Genomic DNA, 22,847 nt, shown 5'->3' on the forward strand with positions numbered 1-22,847 from the left:
CTCAATAAAACGCGACTAATAATCAATACTCATTTTGTTTTCGTCACTTTCTTCTATTGCAGGCGTCTTAGGCAATACCGCATTCAGCAGCGCATAACCCGCAATAGCTGACACAGTAGAGCCAATCAAGATCCCCAATCGAGAGAAGGTGATATAGCTTTGGTCTACACCCACAAATGCTAGCGAAGAAATGAATATCGACATCGTAAAGCCGATACCACATAGCAGTGATACAGCGAACACTTGTTTAAAATCAACATTTTCAGGTAATCGAGCAACGCCCGTTTTCACTGCTATCCAACTAAACGTGAAGATACCCAGTGGTTTACCTACCAACAAGCCCAACGCGATGCCTAGAGGTAACATATTGGTCAAACTGTCCAGCGATACTCCTTCCAATGAAACGCCTGCATTGGCAAACGCAAAGAGTGGAAGGATAAGAAACGCCGCATAAGGGTGAATAGCATGTTCCAAGGTTTTTAACGGGGATTTACCGTCTTTACCGCCACTCAATGGAATAGCGAAGCCAAGCACAACGCCTGCCAGTGTGGCGTGGACGCCAGACTTCAAGACGCTGAACCAAAGGATGGCTCCGACAATTAAATACCATTTTACTCCGGTGACATTTTTGCTGTTCATAATGAACAGAACCGCCGTTGAAATGAAGGCGACAGTCAGCGCCGTCACAGACAGATCACTGCTGTAGAACAGAGCAATGATAACAATGACACCTAGGTCATCGATAATTGCCAATGCTAATAGGAAAACTTTCAATGAAAGAGGAACACGCTTGCCCAGCAGTGCCATCACGCCAAGCGCAAATGCAATGTCTGTCGCGGCAGGGATAGCCCAACCGTTGACGGTAACAGGATCTGAATAGTTGAACGCCAAATACACCAACGCAGGTGCTAACATTCCCCCCACAGCCGCAATGGCTGGGAAGATGGCTTTTTCTTTGGTATTTAGAGCGCCTTCAATAAGCTCTCTTTTTACTTCAAGTCCGATCAGCAAGAAGAAGATAGCCATCAGACCATCGTTAATCCAATGCGCAACTGACAAACCAGCAATATAGCTATGAAGAGCACCATCATATAGCGGCTGCAATGGCGAATTAGCGATAACGATCGCTAATATAGCCGCAACAATCAGCACCAAACCACCTGCTGATTCCATCTTCATAAACTGACGAATCGCATCAGTCATTTAAAGCACTCCGTTAAATTAATTAATCCCTTGTAGTCTAGTCACCGATCGCCATTTAAGAAAAATCGGTTCTTTAGAGATTAAACATCGGAATATCCGAACTTTCCACTTAAAACTGACGCTTTTTTCGCATTATGAAAGAATCTTTTGTCACAAAACTTGTCCGCAGTCTCAAATAATCACTTGACCAAAGTGCGTTTGATTGCTTTTTGAGCACTTTATCTTTAACCAGAAAATCCACACAAACCATTGTTTTATAATCAAAAAATAAAACAAGGACACTTACCTTTACACACCACCTCATGCATGACGCACACAGTGACTCAAAACTGTAATATTAGTGAAATATTTCCTACCTACTATTCCGCCCAGATTAATTCATTGACACAAATCTGACATATAACTGTCTCGGAGATTTCCTTATGACATCCCAAGCTTCTACTGCTGCTCCAATTAACAGCTCTAAGAATTGGGTACGTTGGGCCAACCTGGCACTCATGCTCTATATTCTGCTTCTTGCAGTGTCCATGGTTGGTAGTGGTTTTAAATGGGCTGCCGGAGATGAAGCGAAAACCCTATTCGAATTCGCCTCTCATCCTGTAGCAGGTTTGATGATCGGTATCGTTGCAACTGCACTGATCCAATCTTCAAGCACGGTTACGTCAATTATTGTTGGTTTGGTGGCTGGCGGCTTGCCGGTTGAAACCGCGATTCCTATGGTAATGGGTGCGAACATCGGCACGACTGTTACCAATACACTTGTTAGCCTTGGCCACGCTCGTTGTAAAGAAGAGTTCCGTCGCGCATTTACCTGTGCAACCGTTCATGACTTCTTCAACTTGATGGCAGTCTCTATTTTCCTTCCTTTGGAAATGATGTTTGGCCTACTAGACAAAATTTCTAGCTGGTTGGTTGCTCCTTTAATGTTCGAAGGCAACCTAAGCATGAAAGGTATGGACTTCATGGGTCCATTGACCAAGCCTTTGGTTAACGGTTCAAAAGATCTGTTGTCTTCACTACCTGGTGACTGGGGCGGCGTTGCGCTGATTGTTCTCGGTATCGCACTGATTTTTGCTTCTATCACTATGATGGGCAAACTAATGCGTAAACTGATGGTTGGTCGCGCAAAAGAACTTCTTCACAACGCAATCGGTCGTGGCCCACTTCACGGTATCGCGTCAGGTACCTTGGTAACGATTCTGGTTCAGTCTTCTTCTACAACGACAAGCCTGATGGTTCCGCTGGTTGGTACAAACGTATTGAAAGTACGTGATGTTTATCCATTCACTCTGGGTGCTAACATCGGTACATGTATCACTGCGCTGCTAGCAGCGACAGCGGTAACAGGTCCGAATGCAGTATTTGCTCTGCAAATCGCTCTGGTACACCTAACGTTCAATGTTCTAGCAACTCTACTTATCTTTGGTACGCCGTTCCTGCGCGAAATTCCATTGAAGTGTGCTGAGATGCTGGGTGATGCTGCAGCGAAGAACAAACTGGCTGTCGTGGCTTACCTTGGCCTTGTATTTGTCGTGGTTCCCTCTATTGTGATGCTAGCAACGCAATAATCATCACGAAGATACAAAAAAACGCCCGCTTATACGGGCGTTTTTTTTTGAAATACAGGCGTAAAAAAACCGGAGCTAGCCCGGCTTTAAATATGCAGTTTTCATTAAGTGCGATTCACGCTTTAAATCGCAATCGGCGCTTTAATGCTAGGCTGAGCCTCATAGCCTTCAATCACAAAGTCTTCCAACGTGTAATCAAAGATAGACGCAGGCTTGCGCGCAATGTTTAAGCTAGGTTTGTTACCCGGAATACGCTTCATCTGCTCATACACAATATCGTCAGTGAGGTGGTTATGGTAAAGATGAACATCACCAAACGTATGCACAAAATCACCAACATCCAAGTCACACTGCTGCGCAATCATGTGCGTCAACAACGCATAGCTAGCGATGTTGAACGGTACGCCAAGGAAGTAGTCCGCACTACGTTGATAGAGTTGGCAAGAAAGTTTGCCGTCGGCAACGTAGAACTGGAACAAGCAGTGACAAGGTGCCAGTGCCATTTTACCTTGCTCAACATTCGCCTGAGGGCTCATCGTCTCATCAGGTAAGTCTGACGGGTTCCATGCAGTGATAATGTGGCGACGAGAGTTTGGCTTCATTTTGATTTGCTCAATAAGTTCGGCAATCTGATCTACCGTCGAGCCATCCGGGCATGCCCATGAACGCCACTGTGCGCCATATACAGGACCAAGGTCGCCACTTTCTGTTGCCCACTCATCCCAAATGCTCACGTTATTGTCTTGCAAGTATTTGATGTTGGTATCACCATTGAGGAACCACAGCAACTCTTCGATGATAGCTCGCGTATAAAGCTTCTTGGTTGTCAGCATAGGGAAGCCTTCGCTGAGATCAAATCGCAGTTGTCGGCCAAAGACAGAACGCGTACCGACTCCGGTTCTATCGCCACGATCACTGCCGTTGTCGATGATATCCTGCATCAAATCAAGATATTGCTTCATGATTTATCCTTACGTCATCTACCCAGCCACTTATGTAGGGCAGTCAATTAAAAACAACGAAAGCCGCAGAATGAGCTGCGGCTTTGAATATACAATTATGCTGAATGCATTGCGTTTTGTCCGCGGCGGTAGGCCCAAACCATCATCAACACGCCGCCAATAATCATCGGACTGGAGAGGATTTGCCCCATACTGATCCAATCCCCAAACAAGCCAAGGTGCGCATCGGGTTCGCGGAAGAACTCAACAATGAAGCGAAACGTACCGTACCCGGCTAAAAACAGCCCTGATACCGCACCAGCAGGTCGAGGCTGACGTGCAAACCAATTCAATATGAAGAACAAGACCACGCCTTCAAGCGCAAATTCATACAACTGCGAAGGGTGACGAGCGATCGGGCCGCCAGTTGGGAACACCATGCCCCAAGGTGCATCGGTCGCCCTACCCCAAAGTTCACCATTCATGAAATTCCCCAGTCTTCCCGCACCTAAGCCAAATGGTACCAGCGGTGCAATAAAATCAGAGACAGTAAAGAAGGTACGTTTGGTTTTACGTGCAAACCAAAACATCGCAGTAATAACGCCTAGCAGGCCACCATGGAATGACATGCCACCGGTCCACACTTTGAACAGGAATAACGGATCAGCCAAGAAGGCATCAAACTGATAGAACAGCACATAGCCAATGCGACCGCCAAGCACCACCCCTAAAAATCCGGCGAACAATAAATCGCTAACTTCGTCACGCGTCCACCCACTGCCCGGTTTGTCTGCACGACGATTAGCCAGCCATAGGGCAAACGCAAATCCGGCCAAGTACATCAGGCCGTACCAGCGCACAGCAAGCGGACCAATTTCAATCAGAATGGGATCTATTTGGGGAAATGTCAGAGACATAGGGTTGTCATCCTTAGCTTATAAACATACTTGCCCCAACCAAGAGCAAGAAAACAGCAAAAACACGCTTTATCGTTGGTGTCGGTAAACGCGATGCGAGCCTCGCGCCATATCGTGTCGTAAACACAGAGGTGCCTACAATACCAATCAATGCCGGTAAGTAAACATAGCCGACGCTAAACCTTGGTAAGGTTTCAGTTTGTGTCAGCCCAAAAAAGATAAAACCCGTCATGCCCGATAGAGCAAGAAACACCCCGCACAACGAGGCACTACCAATAGCACGGCGCATTTCAACGCCATAATAATTGAGGTAAGGCACAGTCAAAGAGCCCCCACCAATCCCAGCGAGGCTCGCAACCATACCTATTAGACCACCACTCACTACGTTTCTTGCAGGTCCAGGCAAAGGTTTAGCAGGCTTAACACGCAAAGACAGCGCCATTTGAAGTGCCAAGAACAGCACGATGACACCAAATACTTTAGGGAGATATTCCGTGGGTAACCGATCAGCAATCGCACTGCCCATTAACCCTCCGAGTAATACGCCCGGTAGCAACGTTTTTACAACGGCAGGCTGCACATTGCCCAATCGATAATGCGTGTAAGCGGAAGAAGCAGAAGTCATGACAATACTTGCGAGAGAAGTCGCCAGCGCCATCGGCATCACTAACGACGCGGAAATACCCGCCCACGGCAACAATACCGATAATGCAGGAACCACCAATAAGCCACCGCCGATGCCAAGCAAACCTGCTAGCAAACCCACACAGCTTCCCAGTACAAGACATGCACCGAATAGCCACAAGGTGGCTTCAATCATGAAAGTGTTCCTATTTTCCTACTCGGATGAGACCACCCAAGTGATAGCGTTCTAAAAAGTCTTCCGAGGCTTTTCGAATTTCACCGGTTAAACAAAGTTGTTGCATCGCTACTACGTGTTTTTGCAATGCCTTTGACGGAATATGACGCAATACGTATTTAATTTTAGCGACGCTACGCGTGTTCATACTCAGTTGACGATAGCCCATGCCGACCAGCAAAGCAGCCCCTATGGGATCGCCAGCAAACTCGCCACACACGCTCACAGGAAGCTTTAACCGCTGACTGTTAAGTAGTATTTGATGCAATACGGCGAGCACAGACGGGTGGAATGTATCATACACGTCTGCAACACGAGCATTGTTTCGATCGACCGCCAATAAGTATTGCGTCAAATCATTCGTCCCTACCGATAGAAAATCGATATGAGGAGCAATTGCATCAAATTGATAAAGCACAGAGGGGACTTCAACCATGATGCCCAAACGCGGCTTGTTCAACGTCTTACCTTCAAGCACGGCTAACTCTGCCACCTCTGTGAAAGCGCGGTCGACCAGCGCCTTCGCCTCTAACAGTTCAGAAAGACCGGAGATCATTGGCAAAAGAATGGCGAGGTTATCTATCCCAATACTCGCGCGAAGCATAGCGCGAACCTGAATGAGAAAAATATCAGGATGATCAAGCGTAAAGCGAATACCACGCCAACCTAAAAAAGGATTGTCTTCTTCGATTTTCAAATACGGTAACGGTTTATCACCACCGATATCCAAAGTACGCATGACGACAGACTGTGTCGGATAGCTATCAAGAATCGATCGGTATTGCTTCACCTGATCATCTTCGGAAGGAAAACTTCTCTGCATCAAAAACGGCACTTCGGTACGATACAAACCCACACCATCTACGCCGCGGTTGATGGCAATGCTGGTATCTGCACTCAACCCCGCATTGAGGTAGATCTCGACACGCACCCCATCGGCAGTTTCAGTTTGCCGAGTAAACGTGCTATCAACTTCCTGCTGTAACTCGAACTCTTCATCACGAAGGCGTTTGTACTCTTCGAGAATAGGCTCCGATGGTTCCACCAGCACACGGCCTTTGAAGCCATCCAAAACCACATTCTTTTGATGAATCAATTGAGGGTTGAATTCCACCCCCATCACTGCAGGAATACCCAAAGCACGCGCTAAAATCGCGGCATGAGCATTCACGGCCCCTTCTTCTGCAACCACTCCCGCTAAACTTTCTCTTGGAATAGCAGCGAGCATCGCCGCCGTTAGTTCTCGGGCAAAAAGGACGACAGGTTCATCAAAGTTCCATTGCTTTGTTTGCTGGTTTTCGAGGAAATACAGCAAGCGCTGACCCAGCTCTTTCACATCACTCGCACGCTCACGAAGATAAGGGTCTGACATATTTTCAAAACGAACGGCGAACGCATCTATCGTTTGCTTAACCGCCCACTCAGCAAGATCGCCTTGCTGAATATGTTCATTCATCGCTTTGCGAAGCACGGGATCGTTCAGCAAGTGGATAAACAGATCGAAGATCGCCAGAGTGTCTTGATTGAGTTCGTTATCCAGACGCTTTCGCAAGCGGCGAAAATCAGCAACCGCTGCACCGATGGCAGAATCAAGACGATCGCGTTCTTGTTGGTTATCCAAGCAAGATGCAGGGAATACCAAGTCCAACCGCGGCTGCGAGACATCACACCACGCCTTGGCAATGGCAACGCCAGGGGAAGCTGCAGCCCCCTGCAGCAGCAAAGTGCCTTTGACATTGCTCGGCCACAAGCCTTGTGCTTTGGCATGAGCAAAAACAACGGCTAGTTGCGCAGACAGTGTGACGAGAAAAGACTCCTCGCTTTCATCAAATTGGCGAGAATCTCTTTGCTGAACCACCAAAACACCCAAAACCTGACGGCGATAGATAATTGGCGTACCAAGAAAAGAGTTAAAGAGGTCTTCACCGATATCAGGGAAATGTTTGAAGTCATTGTGCTCGCTAGCATTCGCAAGATTGATAGGCTCAGCGCGACGACCAACGAGGCCAACGAGGCCTTCGCTAAAAGACAATGTAACAGGGCGAGATTGGGCATTGAGGCCTTGGGTGGCCATCAATTCATAGACTTTGCGATCATGATCCGCGATATAAACAGAGCAACACTCTGTACTCATCGCCGAGCAGGTTTCACTCACAAGAGTATTGAGCGCTTGCTTAACGTCACTGGATGACGCCACGTTATTTACGATATCTCGCAGTTTCGTCAGCATCGGCGCCCTCGAAGTCTTCCCTTAGTACTTGGCAGATCCTCTAGTACTTAGCTGATCTTCTAGTACTTAGCTGATCCTCGTTTGCTTTTACTACGTTTTACTTTTCGCTCACGAAAAGGCATCGCAATAGCAGCAAACTCTTTCATTGCGCGTCGGTAAACATCACGCTTAAACGACACCACTTGTCTCACCGGATACCAGTAGCTTACCCAACGCCAGCCATCGAACTCTGGCGTACCACTTCGCTGCATGTTCACTTTTGACTCGTCACATTCAAGCTTCAGCAAAAACCACTTTTGCTTCTGCCCAATACACACCGGCTTTGAATCCCAACGAACTAGACGCTTTGGCAACTTATATCTTAGCCAATGGCGACTTGTCGCCAGTATCTTCACGTCTTTTTTAGAGAGTCCTACTTCCTCGTATAACTCTCTATACATGGCTTGCTCGGGCGTTTCACCGTCATCAATACCACCTTGTGGGAATTGCCAGGAATGTTGTCCATATCGACGAGCCCAGAGAACCTGACCGTGGCTGTTACATATTACAATCCCTACATTGGGACGGTAACCATCGCCATCTATCACTGGACGACCCCAAATATAAATCTCTATTAACAGTGATTTTTTCACACTATGTGCACAGTGGTAAACAAACATTGTGAATGAAACGCATTTTTTGGGGAGTTCAACCGCCTTTAGGGATAAAACAAGTGCCAGCACCAAGTTATAAACAACCCGATGAGACTAAGCGCACATTTATTCACGCTTTCTGTGGATAGATTTGTGAAGAACACCATTTAAACTGAATTGAAGCAAGTTGCATCACTTGATCCAATTCGAACCCCTTCAGTTCAAAATCAACTTAAATCAATTAAAATCAATTCGTTAAAATTGAAATATGCGAAGAGCAATAAATAAACCCTCATCAGAAACAGCAAAGATCTTAAAGTGTTCAAAGATCCACCAAAGTAACAGTTACTCACACCATTCGTACGATTAGCCACCAATCATGGCATAAATTTGAGTAATCAATGCGTTAAAAGCACTGTATAAGCATCCATGTACTTTGAATTTAACGTTTACGCCCCCACCCTTGTGGATAACCTTTAAAATGCATGTTGTTCAACTCGATCCTTACCGTCACAATGACAAAGGCTGGCGTTTTCATCGCTGGGCTGATAGTTTTTCGCCGATTGTTACTGATAGGAATACTCAATGATCCTTCCTCCAACCTCAGAGCAAGAGCTGCTTGAGCGCGCTTACACACTCGCAGGCTTTACGCTCGGAGAACTTGCCTCTCTACAGGGTATTGACTGCCCAGCGGATCTTCGTCGTGAGAAAGGATGGGTGGGAATGCTGTTGGAAAGCTGCCTTGGCGCAACTGCCGGAAGTAAACCGGAGCAGGATTTTCAGGATCTTGGCATCGAGTTAAAGTCGATCCCTGTCAGTCATACGGGTAAACCGCTGGAAACTACTTTTGTGTGTGTCGCCCCATTAACTGGCGTGCACGGACTCACCTGGGAAAACAGCCACATCCGCAACAAATTATCAAAAGTACTGTGGGTTCCAGTAGAGGGAGAAAGAGAAATACCCCTTGCAGAACGGCATGTCGGTATGCCTCTTATGTGGCAACCCTCGGCAGAGGAAGAGCATCAACTTAAAGCCGATTGGGAAGAACTAATGGAATTTATCGTGCTGGGGAAAGTGCATGAAATCTCAGCAAGGCATGGAGAGTATCTTCAGCTTCGTCCTAAAGCCGCTAACAGCAAAGTTACAACCGAAGCGTACGGCGCAAAAGGCCAGCCGATTAAGACACTACCTAGAGGGTTTTACCTAAGAACACAATTCACAGCAAGGATACTCGCCCGACATTTCATGTTGCCAGAAAGCGAGTAACCAAATTACGCAAATATCGCGACACTGCGATGAAACTGACGCCTTTGGTGCTAAAGCGAAATCTCCATGTCTTCTTTGCACGAAGGATCAGCGGGACCAAACTCGTCGTAAGGGTCTAGCAAACGCATCGTCGCTTTCTTTACCCCTAGCTTTTTTAGCTTCGCACTAATCTGCTCAACGTTATCGAAGTGCATCACTTCATCCGTTTTATCGTCTCTAAGCGGTTCAAGCTGATGCCTCACTTCTATCTCAACGATATATTGGGCACCACCCGCATGAGCAACCACATAGCAATGCGGCACATTATCAGGATGAGCCTGTATCCAGTTTTTCAATTGCTTTAATTTCATCTTGCTTTCCGCATTGTTAATCAGATGTTAATACTAGTATAGAAGCGCCAGTATAAGACAGCGTATCTTGATGAAATTTTGGTTTATTGGTCACGTGTTTAACACATTCGCGCATTATCGACACACGCCATGCCCGAAGAGCAAAGCTGAACATTCTATTCATGCTTGATGCCCCCTCCCCCGTTTGCCATTTTGATGCTTGTACCTCGCGAAAAACCTCCTAAGATGGAAGATAAATTTGCTTCTCTCGACAATGAGAGCAATTCATCTCATTGTGTAACAGGCACTATTCAAGGAGAACGGATGCAATATCATACCCTTCCTCATACCAGCTTAGATGTCAGTAAAATATGTCTCGGCACCATGACATTTGGCCAACAAAATACCGAAACGGATGCTCATGAACAGTTGTCATTAGCGTTGGATTTAGGTGTGAACTTCATTGATACCGCTGAGATGTATGCCGTCCCACCAACACCTGAAACACAAGGGCTTACTGAAAAGTACATCGGTAGTTGGCTGGCAAAATCAGGCCAACGAGACAAGGTGGTCATTGCCACCAAAGTCGCAGGCCCTCGTGGTGTACCGTATATTCGTGAAGACATGTCTTTGAATCGTCGCAATGTGCGTCAAGCCGTGGATGATAGCCTTGCACGGTTGCAAACAGACTATCTTGATCTTTACCAAGTACACTGGCCACAGCGACATGTGAATAGTTTCGGGCAACTCAACTACACTCACCAAGATGACAATTCGGGTGTGACGATTCTAGACACGCTTGATGCGCTCTCGGAGTTGGTTCGAGAAGGGAAGATTCGGTATATAGGCGTCTCTAATGAAACGCCGTGGGGAGTAATGAATTACTTGCGACTGGCTGAAAAACACAGTTTAAGTCGCATCGTCTCGATTCAAAACCCTTATAACCTGCTTAACCGAAGTTTCGAAGTAGGGCTATCAGAGATAAGTCATCAGGAAGGCGTTGAGTTATTAGCCTACTCCCCGTTGGCGTTTGGTGTGTTAACAGGAAAATACCTCAACGGGGCACGTCCAGAAGGGGCTCGTTGCACACGTTGGGAGCGGTTTGCCCGTTACTTCACCGAGCAAGGTCAAGCCGCCACAAAAGCCTACGTCGATTTAGCCAATGAGTTTTCAATTGACCCAGCGCAAATGGCACTCGCATTTGTTAACAGTCGCTCTTTTGTCGCCAGTAACATTATTGGTGCAACAACACGCGAACAACTTGAAGCCAATATCAAATCCATTGACCTCACATTGTCTAAAGAATTGCTCCAACGCATTGACGCCATTGGCGCTAAGTATTCCAACCCCTGCCCTTAAGCTTTAGTGACCATTGTTAATCATTCGTTTTAAGGATCAAAAAAGCGCCATTGTTGGCGCTTATCTTGATGAGATATCACATCGGGCAACCCTTCAGGTTGCCCTTTGCGTTATGTTGTAGCGTTCATCCTTAACCGTCTTCTCATACGCACAACTTCACGTTGCGCTTTATATTGAGGGGCAACCGTGTGACCGATAGAAAAGCCATCTTTTTCAAAGCCAATATCACGCATTAGATGATCAGATAATGGTTGACCGAGATAGCGCACACGTCGATGTTCCTTGCGCCATTGATTTTCTTCGCGCTTGAGATCTAAGCGAACAAACATAACGGCTAGGCGTAGATATAGTGATTGATTCATTGTGGACTCCATATTGTGTATTAGGAGGCCTTGGATAATCTGCGGAGAAAATGAGAATGGTGCTTTGCATTCAAGCCGCAGAAATATCCGCGGCCCATTTTGCTAAGGGTGCGGAAATTACTGTACAGGTTTTCGCATGGTTGCGCACGAATCAAAGGCGCAAGTATGAACTGATGTAAATGTTTGATTTGTCATGTTTATCGCCTCCTTAAATCCGTAACCTTGAGTAAATATCGCACTTGTAAATTCACTGTTAATTTTAATGATATGGATCAATATATCAATGCGTTATTAGATATATCCGTGAATTCAAAGTCATTCTCTAGCCACCCCTAGCTGTTCAAACTTTCATCACGTGATAACCATGAAAATGCCTAATAGTTAGTACATACCTCTGAAAGTGCATATTTGCAATTTCCCTATACAAGTTCCGATGTTCTCGCTATTCATTGAGAGAAATGTTGAGAGAAACATCGGTAGAGTCACGTTCATCGGCAAAACCACCAGCCAACCTAAGCCAATCCGATCCAAGAAATCATCCAATCATCCGAAATACGGATAGTTAATAACTTTTATCAATCCATTATTTGGATAATATAGCGTCATCTTTTCGGAGGAATGTTTAATGAGAACAACCTTAGACCGTATTCGACACGCCATCGCGTTCGAAATCATAGGCCTACTATGTATCGTCAGTATCTTGTCTCTATTTGGCTTTGATGCAGCCCATACTGGCGTATTAGGCATCGCGTTTTCAGTGATCGCGACAGGATGGAACTACGTTTATAACCTGTGGTTTGACAAGGGGATGGTCAAGTGGGCAGGCACAACGACTAAATCGCAAAAACATCGCATATTGCATGCCGTGATGTTTGAATTGGGCTTGTTATGGGTCACGCTACCTGCCATTGCATGGTGGCTTAACATTAGTTTGTATCAAGCATTCCTGATGGACATTGGTCTCGTAGCCTTCTATCTGGTTTATGCGTATATCTATAACCTCGCATACGACAAAATTTTTCCGGTGAAGTCAGATATGCAACCAGCCCACTAAGCACGGTAAAACACAGAAAAAAACCGCCACTGATGTGGCGGTTTTTTATTGGTGTTCATTCGCTTATTTGACGCGAACTACCCGCTAGCGAAAGCTGCGCGGTGCAGGGATCAAGCTGTGTTTGTTCAGCAAGCGATACATGGTCGCTCGAGAAACACCCAACTCCTTCGCCGCAGCAGAGACTTGACCATTATTGCTTTCAAGTACGGCTAGCAAAGCATCACGCTCAGATTCTTCACGGATCTTACGCAGACTCTGTTTGTAATCACCCTGACGGGGAAGATCCAAATGCTCAGCTTCAATCACCAAGTTGTCAGCAAGCAGCACAGCACGTTTCACCTGATTGATGAGTTCGCGAACGTTGCCCGGCCAGCTGTAGTTGGTAAGAATTTTGTTCGCTTCTTCAGAGAAGGTTCTTGCCTGTGTATTGTACTGACGAGCAAACTTCAGCAAGAAGTGCTCAGCCAAATCAGGAATGTCCGCCGCACGCTCTTTCAGCGAAGGCACGGAAATACGCAATACATTGAGACGGTAGAACAAATCTTCGCGGAACAAGCCTTCCGCAACGGCTTTCTCAAGATCCATATGAGTGGCAGCAATAACACGAACATCAATCTCTTTCGCGTATTTATCATCATGTGACTCAACCGTGCCATCTTGAAGCAAGTGCAACAGATTGGCCTGAAGATTGAGTGGTAAATCGCCAATTTCATCAAGGAACAAGGTGCCTTGATGCGCTTGCTGAACTTTGCCTTCTGATGTGCCATCACCAAACAATTCAGAAGAAATCAGTTTTTCTGGTAACGCACTGCATTTCACCGAGACAAAAGGACCTTTCGCACGGGTAGAAGCATTGTGAATTGCCATGCCTACCAACTCTTTACCTGTACCACTTTCACCGTGGATCAGCACAGAGACATCGGTTGGCGCGACGCGTCGCACTTGGTCTCGCAGTTTTTTCATAATGGACGTTTTGCCCAATAGCCCCATATCGCTATGATCGCCCAGTTGCGGCCAAACATGACGCTCAAGTTTCAACATACCCAATTGGTGACCAATGGTGCTCATCAACTGGCTATCTGGAATTGGAGAGGTAAAGTAGTCAATGCAGAAGCTCACAATGAACTGGCAAATTGCGTCATTATTGAGTTGATCCTCACGGATCAATGCTAACCAGCGTACTTGTTTGTTACGGTTAACGAGAGAAGCCACGCCATTGAGGCTGAAATCATCGTGGCTGATATCGACAATACCAATACATGGACCGATATCTTGGAGAAGAGATTGGGCAGCCCTAAGGTCGTAACAGCGGTGGCAACGCCATCCTGCTTGTTCCAACGTTGCTAACCATGGTTCATAAGTTCCGCCTACTACGACGAGTGAACTTGGAACCGCCTCAGATCTGAATTGCATACCCATAACGCCTGCCTTTAGTCATCCATTAACGACATGTGTTCAAAATGTTGTGAGTTCATTATATTTTGTAAGACAAACTATTCTGTCTCATTGTAGATACAACATGACTCTCAAATCTGCACACATAGCAAAAGAGACACTTCTGTTGTTTCAAGTTTTGACAAGTGAATAGACAAACCCAAGGGATAACTGCCTACAATTCAGCGAATTAGCCGAGAAAAGCAGACAATTTATACATCACAACATAAACGGAGATCTCTATGAGTCTCAATTTAGAGAAAAAAGGACATCTCTCTAAGTTTTCTTAAATCATAGACTATGCTCCGCTTTCGTGAGGGTATCTATTGATAGAGAAAACAAAACCGTATCTCTATGAGACACGGTCTTTTAGTTAAGGCAGGGAATTCAAAAGGCGGGTGGAATCAACGTACCTCTTCACCGCTAGCAACCACAGTTTCACGCACCTTGTCTGCAAACTGCAACGCTTCTTCACGAATCGCATCTTCGTTCACGGTCAATACGTCTCGGTCTTGCATCAAAACCTTACCATCAACGATTGCATGTTTAACATTTGAAGCATACGCAGAATATACCAGCGCCGAATACGGGTTATACATAGGCACCATGTTTGGGGCCTGGGTATCAATCACGATGATATCAGCAAGCTTACCCACTTCCAGTGAACCAATCGTGTCTTCCATATGCAGTGCACGTGCGGCGCCTATCGTGGCCATTTCAACCACTTTGATAGGCGGCATTGCTGCACGGTCTTGATTAACCAGTTTGTGTACTTTCGCAACTTGATTGAACTCGTCAAGGGTGCTCAGTGTATTACCTGACATCGGTCCATCCGTACCTAGCCCGATACGCAGACCATCATCAAACATTTTCAATGCCGGAGAGACGCCTTTCGCTGATTTGATATTCGCGCTCATGTTATGCGCCACACCCACGTCATGCTTCTTCAGCAGCGCAATATCAGCGTCATCTACATTGATCACATGTGCGCCCACCAAGTTAGGTGTTAACGCGCCGATCTCCGCCATATAGGCAACAGGCGATTTTCCGCCGCTACGTTCTGCGATGACTTCGTTTTCGCGATCAGACTCAGCCAAATGAATCATCACAGGGACATCAAGTTCCAGCGATAGCTTGGTAATTTTCTGCAATACTTCGGTGGTGTTGGTATACGGCGCGTGCGGTGCAAAAGCAGGGGTGATTCTAGGGTGATCTTTATATTCATTGATAAAGTTCACCGCGTATTTGATCCCCGCTTCCGCATTCTCAGCATCGGCAACCGCATACTTAATCACGGTCTCACCCAAAATGGCTCGCATGCCGATTTGGTCAACAGTTTTCGCTACTTCATCTTCGAAATAGTACATGTCGGCGTATGTTGTCACGCCGCCCTTCAGCATTTCTACGTTCCCCAGCTGTGCGCCAATACGCACCATGTCGCGACTAACCAGCTTCTTCTCTAGTGGAAAGATATAACGGTGCAGACGATCCGGCACATCGTCTCCTAACGAGCGAAACACAGTCATTGACGCGTGAGTATGTGTATTAATCAACCCCGGCATAACAATATCGCCATCGACGTCTAAGACTGTTTTTGCTTTGTAGTCTTTCACCAATGAATCGTCGCCCACTGCAACGATCTTGTTGCCATCAATGGCCACAACACCTTTTTGGTAAACGGTCTTATCTGCGTTCATTGTGAGCACGGTTGCATCAGTGATTAAGAGATCGATATTTTCAACAGCGAACACAGCAGATGACGCCAAGGTAGCAAGCGCCACACTGGCAGATAGGAGTGATTTTTTCAGCATGATTGTCTTCAATAATGGCTCAGGAATGTCGCGAGTATCATCCGCGGTGACGGCGTAAACCCAAACAAAAACGTTAATTACGTCGCAAAAAATGTGACATTGAGCAAACGTTTGCACACTCACTTACAGGCATAAAAAAACACCGGCCAAAGCCAGTGTTTTTGGTGTCTCAGAGTTGTCTTAACGACGTCTCAAAAGTCAGACGGAATCAGTCGTTCTTAGGATTCTGTGGACGCATAGCAGGGAACAAAATCACGTCACGAATCGTGTGCGTGTTAGTAAACAGCATCGCTAAACGGTCGATACCGATACCTTGACCCGCTGTAGGCGGCAAGCCGTGTTCCAAAGCAGTGATATAGTCTGCGTCGTAGAACATCGCTTCATCATCACCCGATTCTTTCGCGTCAACTTGCGCTTTAAAGCGGTTGTCTTGGTCTTCTGCGTCGTTAAGCTCAGAGAAACCATTTGCCACTTCGCGGCCGCCAATGAAGAACTCAAAACGATCGGTAAAGAACGGATTGTTATCACTACGGCGTGCCAGCGGAGAAATGTCTGCTGGGTAACCTGTGATGAACGTAGGCTGAATCAACTGAGGCTCAGCGGTTTCACCGAAGATTTCTTCAAGTAGCTGACCACAAGTCCAGAACTTCTCAACGTAGATATCTAGAGATTTTGCGATAGATACCATCAAGTCACGGTTTTGAACGCCTTCGTCATCCAACGCTTGGATATCAGCGTGCTCAGGATTGTAGTGCTTGATCGCTTCGAGCATAGTCATACGTGCGTATTTACCGCCGAATTCGACAGTGTGGTCGCCGTACGGCATCGCCGAATTACCTAGAACCTCGATAGCAACAGTGCGCAGCATGTCTTCGGTTAGGTCGATCAGATCATTATAATCCGCGTACGCCATGTAGAATTCAATCATGGTGAATTCTGGGTTATGACGTGGAGACAACCCTTCGTTACGGAAGTTACGGTTGATTTCGAATACACGCTCGAAACCACCAACAACCAAACGCTTCAGGTAAAGCTCAGGGGCGATACGCAGGTACATTTCTTGATCAAGCGCGTTGTGATGAGTGATGAATGGACGTGCAGACGCACCGCCAGGGATCACTTGCATCATCGGTGTTTCCACTTCCATAAAGTCTTTTGACTCCATGTAACGGCGGATCGCTGAAATCAGCTTTGAACGTACTTTGAACGCTGTGCGAGAATCTTCGTTTACGATCAGGTCAACATAACGCTGACGGTAACGCGTCTCTTGGTCTGTTAGACCGTGGAATTTCTCTGGCAGAGGACGCAGTGCTTTGGTCAGCAATGTGTACTCTTCCATGTTCACGTAAAGATCGCCTTTGCCTGATTTATGCAAGGCACCTTTCACACCGATGATGTCACCGATATCAAGACCGTGGAATTTTTCTTTCAACTCGTTCTGAACGTCTTTCGCAGCATACGCTTGAATACGGCCAGATACGTCTTGTAGCGCAAGGAATGGGCCACGTTTTGCCATGATACGGCCAGCAACGGTCACTTTGTGATCCAATGCTTCTAGCTCTTCCTTGCTCTTTTCGCCAAATTCAGCCTGAAGGTCTGCCGCTTTGTGCTCACGACGAAAATCATTCGGGTGGCCATTCGCATTGCAGGTTTGACGAATGTGGTTCAGTTTTGCACGACGCTCCGCAATTAGCTTGTTTTCGTCTTGTAACTGGTCAGTCATAGTGAACCTTTGAAATTAACGTAAAAAATTACAAACCAGATTTCAGGCTGGCTTCAATAAACTTGTCGAGATCACCGTCAAGTACCGCTTGGGTATTACGGTTTTCAATGCCAGTACGCAGGTCTTTAATACGTGAGTCATCCAATACGTACGAGCGGATCTGGCTACCCCAACCGATGTCAGACTTCGAGTCTTCATTCGCTTGCTTCTCAGCATTTTGCTTGTGCATTTCCAGCTCAAACAGTTTTGCGCGAAGCTGCTTCATCGCCTGATCTTTGTTTTTGTGCTGACTACGGTCGTTCTGGCACTGCACCACAGTATTGGTCGGTACGTGAGTAATACGTACCGCTGATTCAGTGGTGTTTACGTGCTGACCACCCGCGCCCGAAGCACGGTAAACGTCGATACGCAGATCAGAAGGGTTAATATCGATTTCAATGTTGTCGTCAACTTCTGGGTAGATAAACGCAGAAGCAAACGAGGTGTGACGACGACCGCCTGAATCGAACGGAGATTTACGCACCAAACGGTGAACACCGGTTTCAGTACGCAACCAGCCATAGGCATATTCACCACTGATACGGACCGTCGCTGATTTCAATCCTGCCACATCACCTTCTGACACTTCGATGACTTCTGTTTTGAAGCCTTTCGAGTCAGCCCAGCGCAGGTACATACGCAACAACATAGATGTCCAGTCTTGCGCTTCTGTACCACCAGAACCGGCCTGTAGATCGATATAGCAATCAGAGCCATCGTGGTCGCCAGAGAACATGCGGCGGAACTCAAGCTTGACTAGCTTGCCTTCCAGCTCTGACAGTTCTGGCTCGATTTCGTCGAACGTATCTTGGTCGCTTTCTTCAACGGCCAGTTCCAACAAATCAGTGATGTACTCGCCACCTTGGCCCAGCAGGTCGATTGTCTCAACAACGGCTTCCAATGATGCACGCTCGCGCCCAAGTGCTTGCGCACGCTCAGGGTCGTTCCATACATCAGGTTGTTCGAGTTCGGCATTAACTTCTTCTAGACGCTCTTTCTTGGCGTCATAGTCAAAGATACCCCCTAAGGACATTTGCACGCTCGGCAATGTCCGCTAGGCGGTTTTTGATAGGATTGATTTCAAACATGGTCACTTATCTAAGTTCAGAATGAGTTTTAACCGCCGAATTCTACAGAATTGCGGACAGAATAAACAGAGTGTGATGAGGATCAAAGAAGAAAAATTAGCGAAAAACAGTGAAAAACAAGACAACAATTAGCAGGTAGCCGCTTAGGCGAATGTGCCCGCGACTACCTGAATCGAATCAAACATTACCCCGCGATGATGTGCTCTACCATTAATTGAACCGTACGATTTCCGCGAAACTCATTCACATCAAGACGATAAGCCAATTCCACAGTCTGAACTGAAGGATCTGGCCATCGACGCAGGTCAACATTAAATGCAATCCCATCCACCATTTGTCCGCCTAAGATAGGCTCCAACATCATTTTTAGATGCTTGCCGCCCACCAGCTTTTGGTGCAGCAATTTGAATTTCCCATCAAACAAGGGTTCAGGGAAGCCTTGGCCCCATGGTCCACCCGCACGCAATGTTTCAGCAACGTCCATGCTTATTTCAGCAGGCATCAGCTCACCATCTGACAGCAACACGCCTTTCAGTTGGTCTTCACTGATAATGTTCTGAACGGCCTCATCAAACAAACGTGAAAAACGCGAATAATCTGCCTCAGCAATCGTCAGGCCTGCCGCCATGGCATGCCCTCCGAATTTCTTTATCAACCCTGGGTTTTGGGTATCGATTAAATCCAAGGTATCGCGCATGTGAAGCCCTTGAATTGAACGCGCAGAGCCTTTGATTTCACCTTCCTCTCCCGCTGCAAAAGCAATCACAGGACGATGGAATTTGTCTTTGATACGTGATGCAACAATGCCTATCACACCTTGATGCCACTCGCGCTGGAAAAGTGCGAGGCCACTTGGTAGGCGCGTATCTTCACCAAACTGCAAGCGCTCACAAATCGCCATGGCTTCATCTTTCATGCCCTGCTCGATGTCTTTACGGCTTTGGTTTAGCGCGTCAAGCTCGCTCGCCATCTGCCTCGCTGCAGGCAAACTGTCAGTCAACAGTAACTCGATACCAAAAGACATGTCATCCAAACGCCCTGCCGCATTGATACGCGGGCCAAGCGCGAAGCCAAAATCACTGGCCACTAGCGTTGACATGTTGCGGTTTGCCACTTCAATCAAAGCTTGGATGCCTGGGCGACATTTCCCCGCACGAATACGCATCAAGCCTTGGTGTACCAAAATCCGATTGTTAGTATCTAGCGCGACCACATCCGCCACTGTGCCGAGTGCCACTAAATCAAGCAAGTCCGCCAAGTTAGGCTCTGGCATATTACGCTCAGAAAACCAATGGGTTTCGCGAAGATGTGCGCGTAGCGCGAGCATCAAATAAAACGCGACCCCGACACCAGCCAATGACTTGGACGGAAAACCGCACTCATCAAGATTCGGGTTCACCATAGCATCTGCATCTGGCAACACATTGCCCGGCAAGTGATGGTCAGTCACCACCACTTGAATACCGAGAACTTTGGCTGCCGCCACCCCCTCAACCGATGACACGCCGTTGTCCACAGTCATAATGACCTCTGCACCTTTAGCGGCAGCTTGCGCAGCAACATCAGGACTCAGCCCATAACCATCATCAAAGCGATTCGGCACCAAATAATCAACGTTGTGACAACCCATCATACGAAACGCCGTCACTGATAAGGCGGAGCTGGTTGCACCGTCGGCATCAAAATCCCCCACCACAATAATACGTCGCCCGTCCGCCATCGCTTTGGCGAGCAGTTGTACGGCCTTTTCAATACCGTGTAATTCACTGTAACTGTGTAGGCCTTTCGCGCTGCGCTCTAGCTCACCCTCGTTAATCACACCTCGGTTAGCATAAATACGCTGAAGCAAAGGCGGAATTGAAGCAGGAAACATAGCATCGGGCGTGGCTTGACGACGTTTAATTTCAATCATGGGGACAAATACCTGTCTGAGACGGCGCATGACAGCGACGATCAATAGAATGCGGATTGAGGCAATCATTGTAGCGAGAAAGGAACAAAGCGAAACCCTAACAAGCAAATCGCTCGCGCCGTGATCGAAAAAAGGCGCTAACTTTCGTCAGCGCCTTTAATACCCAAGTAACCCGAAGATGCAGGATTCAGGTTACTTGGATATAAGCATATTCAGTGCTCTTTCGTGATTAACCTTTTTGGTTAAGAACTTCAGCCAATCGCGGAGCCGGCAGATAACCCGACAACATGGTGCCATCTTGCAACATGATGGCGGGTGTACCCGTCACACCCATGGCAGAACCAAGGGCCATATGGCGACGGACTAGTGGGGTACATACAGCGGTTTCTTCATCAAAGTTACCGGCTTTCGCGGCATTCATTGCGCCTGCTTTGTCGTCAGCACACCAAATAGCGCTCATTTGTTCCATGTTTGGCGAACGCTCACCTGAACGCGGGAAGGCCAAGTAGCGTACGGTAATACCCAGGTCATTATATTCCTGCATTTCGCGGTGTAGCTTCATGCAATAGCCACAGGTGGTATCTGTAAACACGTTCACCACGTGCTTTTCATCTTTTGCTGGGTAAACGATCAGCTCTTTCTCAACATCCGCAGCATCAAACAGTTTTTTGTTACGCTTAGCTTGAGCGATCTCAGTCAGGTTAATCGAGGCCTGTTCTGTGGTATGAAACAGTTGCCCATAGATAAAATAAGAGCCATCTTTGTTGGCATACACCACACCGCCATTGGTGACCACTTCAAAAAGTCCCTCAACAGGGGAAGTCTCGATGCTCTCGATATTCAGGCGATACTGCGCCAACACGTCCGCAATAGCGGCTTTATCTGCACCTTCCGCCGCGTTTGCGCCAAAAGACAACATGGCTGAAGAGAGCATCACACCCGCAAGCAGTCGTTTGAAATTCATCGTATATATTTCCTACTTAATCTATGAAGACCCGTAAACACAGGCATACCATCTTTTAATACAGACCGGAAAGACAGAGAAAAAGTCCCTGAGTGTTCGAAAAAAATCCAGTCATGCTGTTTTGAGCCACTTCGAGACGTGTGCCATTATGCCCGAGGATGGTGCTCTTGATGCAATTGTTTTAGCCTCTCGGTGGCCACAAAGGTATAGATTTGCGTGGTCGATAGATCACTATGACCCAACAGCATCTGCACCACACGTAAATCCGCACCATGATTGAGTAGATGCGTAGCAAAAGCATGGCGCAATACGTGTGGCGACAAAAGTTCGCTGTCTATACCAGCTAACGCAGCATAAAACTTAATGCGATGCCAAAAGGTTTGTCGGGTCATCATCCGGCCTCGGCGGCTCGGAAAAAACACGTCCGAGGTTTTCTCACCCAATAAACCTTGACGCCCGTGCGCCAAATAGCGCTCTAGCCAATCAATGGCAGACTCCCCCATCGGCACTAATCGTTCTTTACCGCCTTTACCAATCACACGCACCACGCCCTGTCGCAAACTGACATTTTCCGTGGTGAGGCTAATCAACTCTGTCACACGCAACCCTGTCGCGTACAGCAACTCCATCATGGCTTTATCACGCAGCTCCAACATGTCTTCCACATCCGGAGCCTCTAACAAGGCTTCAACCTGTTCTTCAGATAAATCCTTGGGTAAACGTTTCGGTAGCTTAGGGCTAATCAAGGTTGCGCTGGGATCGTCTTCGCGTTGCTTTTCACGATAAAGGTATTGAAACAGTCGGCGCATGGCAGACAGCATGCGCGCACGGCTGGTCTGCTTGAAATCTTGGTCAAACAACCAATGTTGATAGTCCTGCAATGTTGCCGTCGAGACCGTCGTTAATTGCACATTGTCTTGCGCTAACCAATGGCACAGCTTCATTAAATCATTACGATAAGAAACCAAGGTGTTTTCTGACAGACCTCGCTCCATCCACATCGCATCTAAAAACTGTTCAACCAAACTGGTATTTTGTTCCACGTTTCACTCACTTAACGAGGTATTTTTCCTCTATTCAAACTACCTCAGTGAGCTTCGAATGCAAGCACAGCAGGTGTTTTGAAGGCTTTCTCGCATATTTGTTCAGCAAAGTG

At 47.0% G+C, this 22,847-nt stretch carries 19 protein-coding genes; 4 read left to right on the forward strand and 15 right to left on the reverse strand.

What is annotated here, in order from left to right; all coding sequences use genetic code 11:
- Nucleotides 1-15 precede the first annotated feature (15 nt).
- The gene (gene nhaA / locus LRP50_RS13390; RefSeq protein WP_274164966.1) at nucleotides 16-1,203 is read right to left on the reverse strand and encodes a Na+/H+ antiporter NhaA; all 1,188 of its coding nucleotides are present in this window, start codon (nucleotides 1,201-1,203) and stop codon (nucleotides 16-18) included.
- Between the two features lie 422 nt (nucleotides 1,204-1,625).
- On the opposite strand from nhaA, the gene LRP50_RS13395 reads away from it, so the two are divergent.
- Nucleotides 1,626-2,771 (forward strand): Na/Pi symporter, encoded by a 1,146-nt coding sequence (locus LRP50_RS13395; RefSeq protein ID WP_274164967.1) that lies wholly within the window; start codon nucleotides 1,626-1,628, stop codon nucleotides 2,769-2,771.
- 122 nt (nucleotides 2,772-2,893) lie between these two features.
- Here LRP50_RS13395 and LRP50_RS13400 read toward each other — a convergent pair whose 3' ends face one another.
- The 5 genes from LRP50_RS13400 to rppH all read right to left on the reverse strand — a co-directional run bounded on the left by LRP50_RS13400 (nucleotide 2,894) and on the right by rppH (nucleotide 8,305).
- The gene (locus tag LRP50_RS13400) at nucleotides 2,894-3,733 is read right to left on the reverse strand and encodes a thymidylate synthase (RefSeq protein ID WP_274164968.1); all 840 of its coding nucleotides are present in this window, start codon (nucleotides 3,731-3,733) and stop codon (nucleotides 2,894-2,896) included.
- Nucleotides 3,734-3,828: 95 nt separating this feature from the next.
- Nucleotides 3,829-4,629 (reverse strand): prolipoprotein diacylglyceryl transferase, encoded by an 801-nt coding sequence (gene lgt / locus LRP50_RS13405; protein WP_274164969.1) that lies wholly within the window; start codon nucleotides 4,627-4,629, stop codon nucleotides 3,829-3,831.
- A 13-nt stretch (nucleotides 4,630-4,642) separates the two neighbouring features.
- Nucleotides 4,643-5,449 (reverse strand): sulfite exporter TauE/SafE family protein, encoded by an 807-nt coding sequence (locus tag LRP50_RS13410; protein ID WP_274164970.1) that lies wholly within the window; start codon nucleotides 5,447-5,449, stop codon nucleotides 4,643-4,645.
- 10 nt (nucleotides 5,450-5,459) lie between these two features.
- Nucleotides 5,460-7,718: a phosphoenolpyruvate--protein phosphotransferase gene (ptsP, locus tag LRP50_RS13415; protein WP_274164971.1), complete on the reverse strand. Its 2,259-nt coding sequence runs from the start codon at nucleotides 7,716-7,718 to the stop codon at nucleotides 5,460-5,462.
- A gap of 59 nt (nucleotides 7,719-7,777) precedes the next feature.
- A complete protein-coding gene (gene rppH, locus LRP50_RS13420) occupies nucleotides 7,778-8,305 on the reverse strand; it encodes an RNA pyrophosphohydrolase (RefSeq protein WP_274165032.1) in 528 nt (175 codons plus the stop codon).
- A gap of 630 nt (nucleotides 8,306-8,935) precedes the next feature.
- Between rppH and mutH the strand changes: the two genes are divergently transcribed.
- The gene (gene mutH, locus LRP50_RS13425) at nucleotides 8,936-9,616 is read left to right on the forward strand and encodes a DNA mismatch repair endonuclease MutH (protein ID WP_274164972.1); all 681 of its coding nucleotides are present in this window, start codon (nucleotides 8,936-8,938) and stop codon (nucleotides 9,614-9,616) included.
- 50 nt (nucleotides 9,617-9,666) lie between these two features.
- On the opposite strand, the gene LRP50_RS13430 is transcribed toward mutH, so the two are convergent.
- Entirely contained in the window at nucleotides 9,667-9,966 is a 300-nt protein-coding gene (locus LRP50_RS13430; RefSeq protein WP_274164973.1) for a DUF6482 family protein, read from the reverse strand.
- A gap of 303 nt (nucleotides 9,967-10,269) precedes the next feature.
- On the opposite strand from LRP50_RS13430, the gene LRP50_RS13435 reads away from it, so the two are divergent.
- Nucleotides 10,270-11,304, forward strand: coding sequence for an NADP(H)-dependent aldo-keto reductase (locus LRP50_RS13435; protein ID WP_274164974.1), 1,035 nt, complete (start codon nucleotides 10,270-10,272; stop codon nucleotides 11,302-11,304).
- A 110-nt stretch (nucleotides 11,305-11,414) separates the two neighbouring features.
- Here LRP50_RS13435 and LRP50_RS13440 read toward each other — a convergent pair whose 3' ends face one another.
- Nucleotides 11,415-11,666, reverse strand: a complete 252-nt coding sequence (locus tag LRP50_RS13440) for a hypothetical protein (RefSeq protein WP_274164975.1) — start codon at nucleotides 11,664-11,666, stop codon at nucleotides 11,415-11,417.
- 625 nt (nucleotides 11,667-12,291) lie between these two features.
- Here LRP50_RS13440 and LRP50_RS13445 point away from each other — a divergent pair.
- Nucleotides 12,292-12,720: a PACE efflux transporter gene (locus LRP50_RS13445; protein WP_274164976.1), complete on the forward strand. Its 429-nt coding sequence runs from the start codon at nucleotides 12,292-12,294 to the stop codon at nucleotides 12,718-12,720.
- 84 nt (nucleotides 12,721-12,804) lie between these two features.
- Here the strand turns inward: LRP50_RS13445 and LRP50_RS13450 are convergent, their stop codons facing one another.
- From LRP50_RS13450 to xerD, 7 genes are all read right to left on the reverse strand, one after another.
- A complete protein-coding gene (locus LRP50_RS13450) occupies nucleotides 12,805-14,139 on the reverse strand; it encodes a sigma-54-dependent transcriptional regulator (RefSeq protein WP_274164977.1) in 1,335 nt (444 codons plus the stop codon).
- Nucleotides 14,140-14,558: 419 nt separating this feature from the next.
- The gene (locus tag LRP50_RS13455) at nucleotides 14,559-15,968 is read right to left on the reverse strand and encodes an amidohydrolase (protein ID WP_274165033.1); all 1,410 of its coding nucleotides are present in this window, start codon (nucleotides 15,966-15,968) and stop codon (nucleotides 14,559-14,561) included.
- A 205-nt stretch (nucleotides 15,969-16,173) separates the two neighbouring features.
- A complete protein-coding gene (lysS, locus tag LRP50_RS13460) occupies nucleotides 16,174-17,688 on the reverse strand; it encodes a lysine--tRNA ligase (RefSeq protein WP_274164978.1) in 1,515 nt (504 codons plus the stop codon).
- A 28-nt stretch (nucleotides 17,689-17,716) separates the two neighbouring features.
- Nucleotides 17,717-18,815 (reverse strand): peptide chain release factor 2 gene (prfB, locus tag LRP50_RS13465; protein WP_274164979.1). Its coding sequence is split into 2 segments (ribosomal slippage): nucleotides 17,717-18,739 and nucleotides 18,741-18,815, totalling 1,098 coding nucleotides; the frame shifts between segments, so codons are not numbered across the junction.
- A gap of 184 nt (nucleotides 18,816-18,999) precedes the next feature.
- Nucleotides 19,000-20,727: a single-stranded-DNA-specific exonuclease RecJ gene (gene recJ / locus LRP50_RS13470; protein WP_274164980.1), complete on the reverse strand. Its 1,728-nt coding sequence runs from the start codon at nucleotides 20,725-20,727 to the stop codon at nucleotides 19,000-19,002.
- Nucleotides 20,728-20,956: 229 nt separating this feature from the next.
- Complete coding sequence (gene dsbC, locus LRP50_RS13475) at nucleotides 20,957-21,691, reverse strand: bifunctional protein-disulfide isomerase/oxidoreductase DsbC (RefSeq protein ID WP_274164981.1); 735 nt, start codon at nucleotides 21,689-21,691, stop codon at nucleotides 20,957-20,959.
- Between the two features lie 146 nt (nucleotides 21,692-21,837).
- Complete coding sequence (gene xerD / locus LRP50_RS13480) at nucleotides 21,838-22,734, reverse strand: site-specific tyrosine recombinase XerD (RefSeq protein ID WP_274164982.1); 897 nt, start codon at nucleotides 22,732-22,734, stop codon at nucleotides 21,838-21,840.
- Nucleotides 22,735-22,847 lie beyond the last annotated feature (113 nt).

The organism is Enterovibrio gelatinilyticus (genome assembly GCF_028683095.1).
GTDB classification, from domain to species: Bacteria; Pseudomonadota; Gammaproteobacteria; order Enterobacterales; family Vibrionaceae; genus Enterovibrio; species Enterovibrio gelatinilyticus.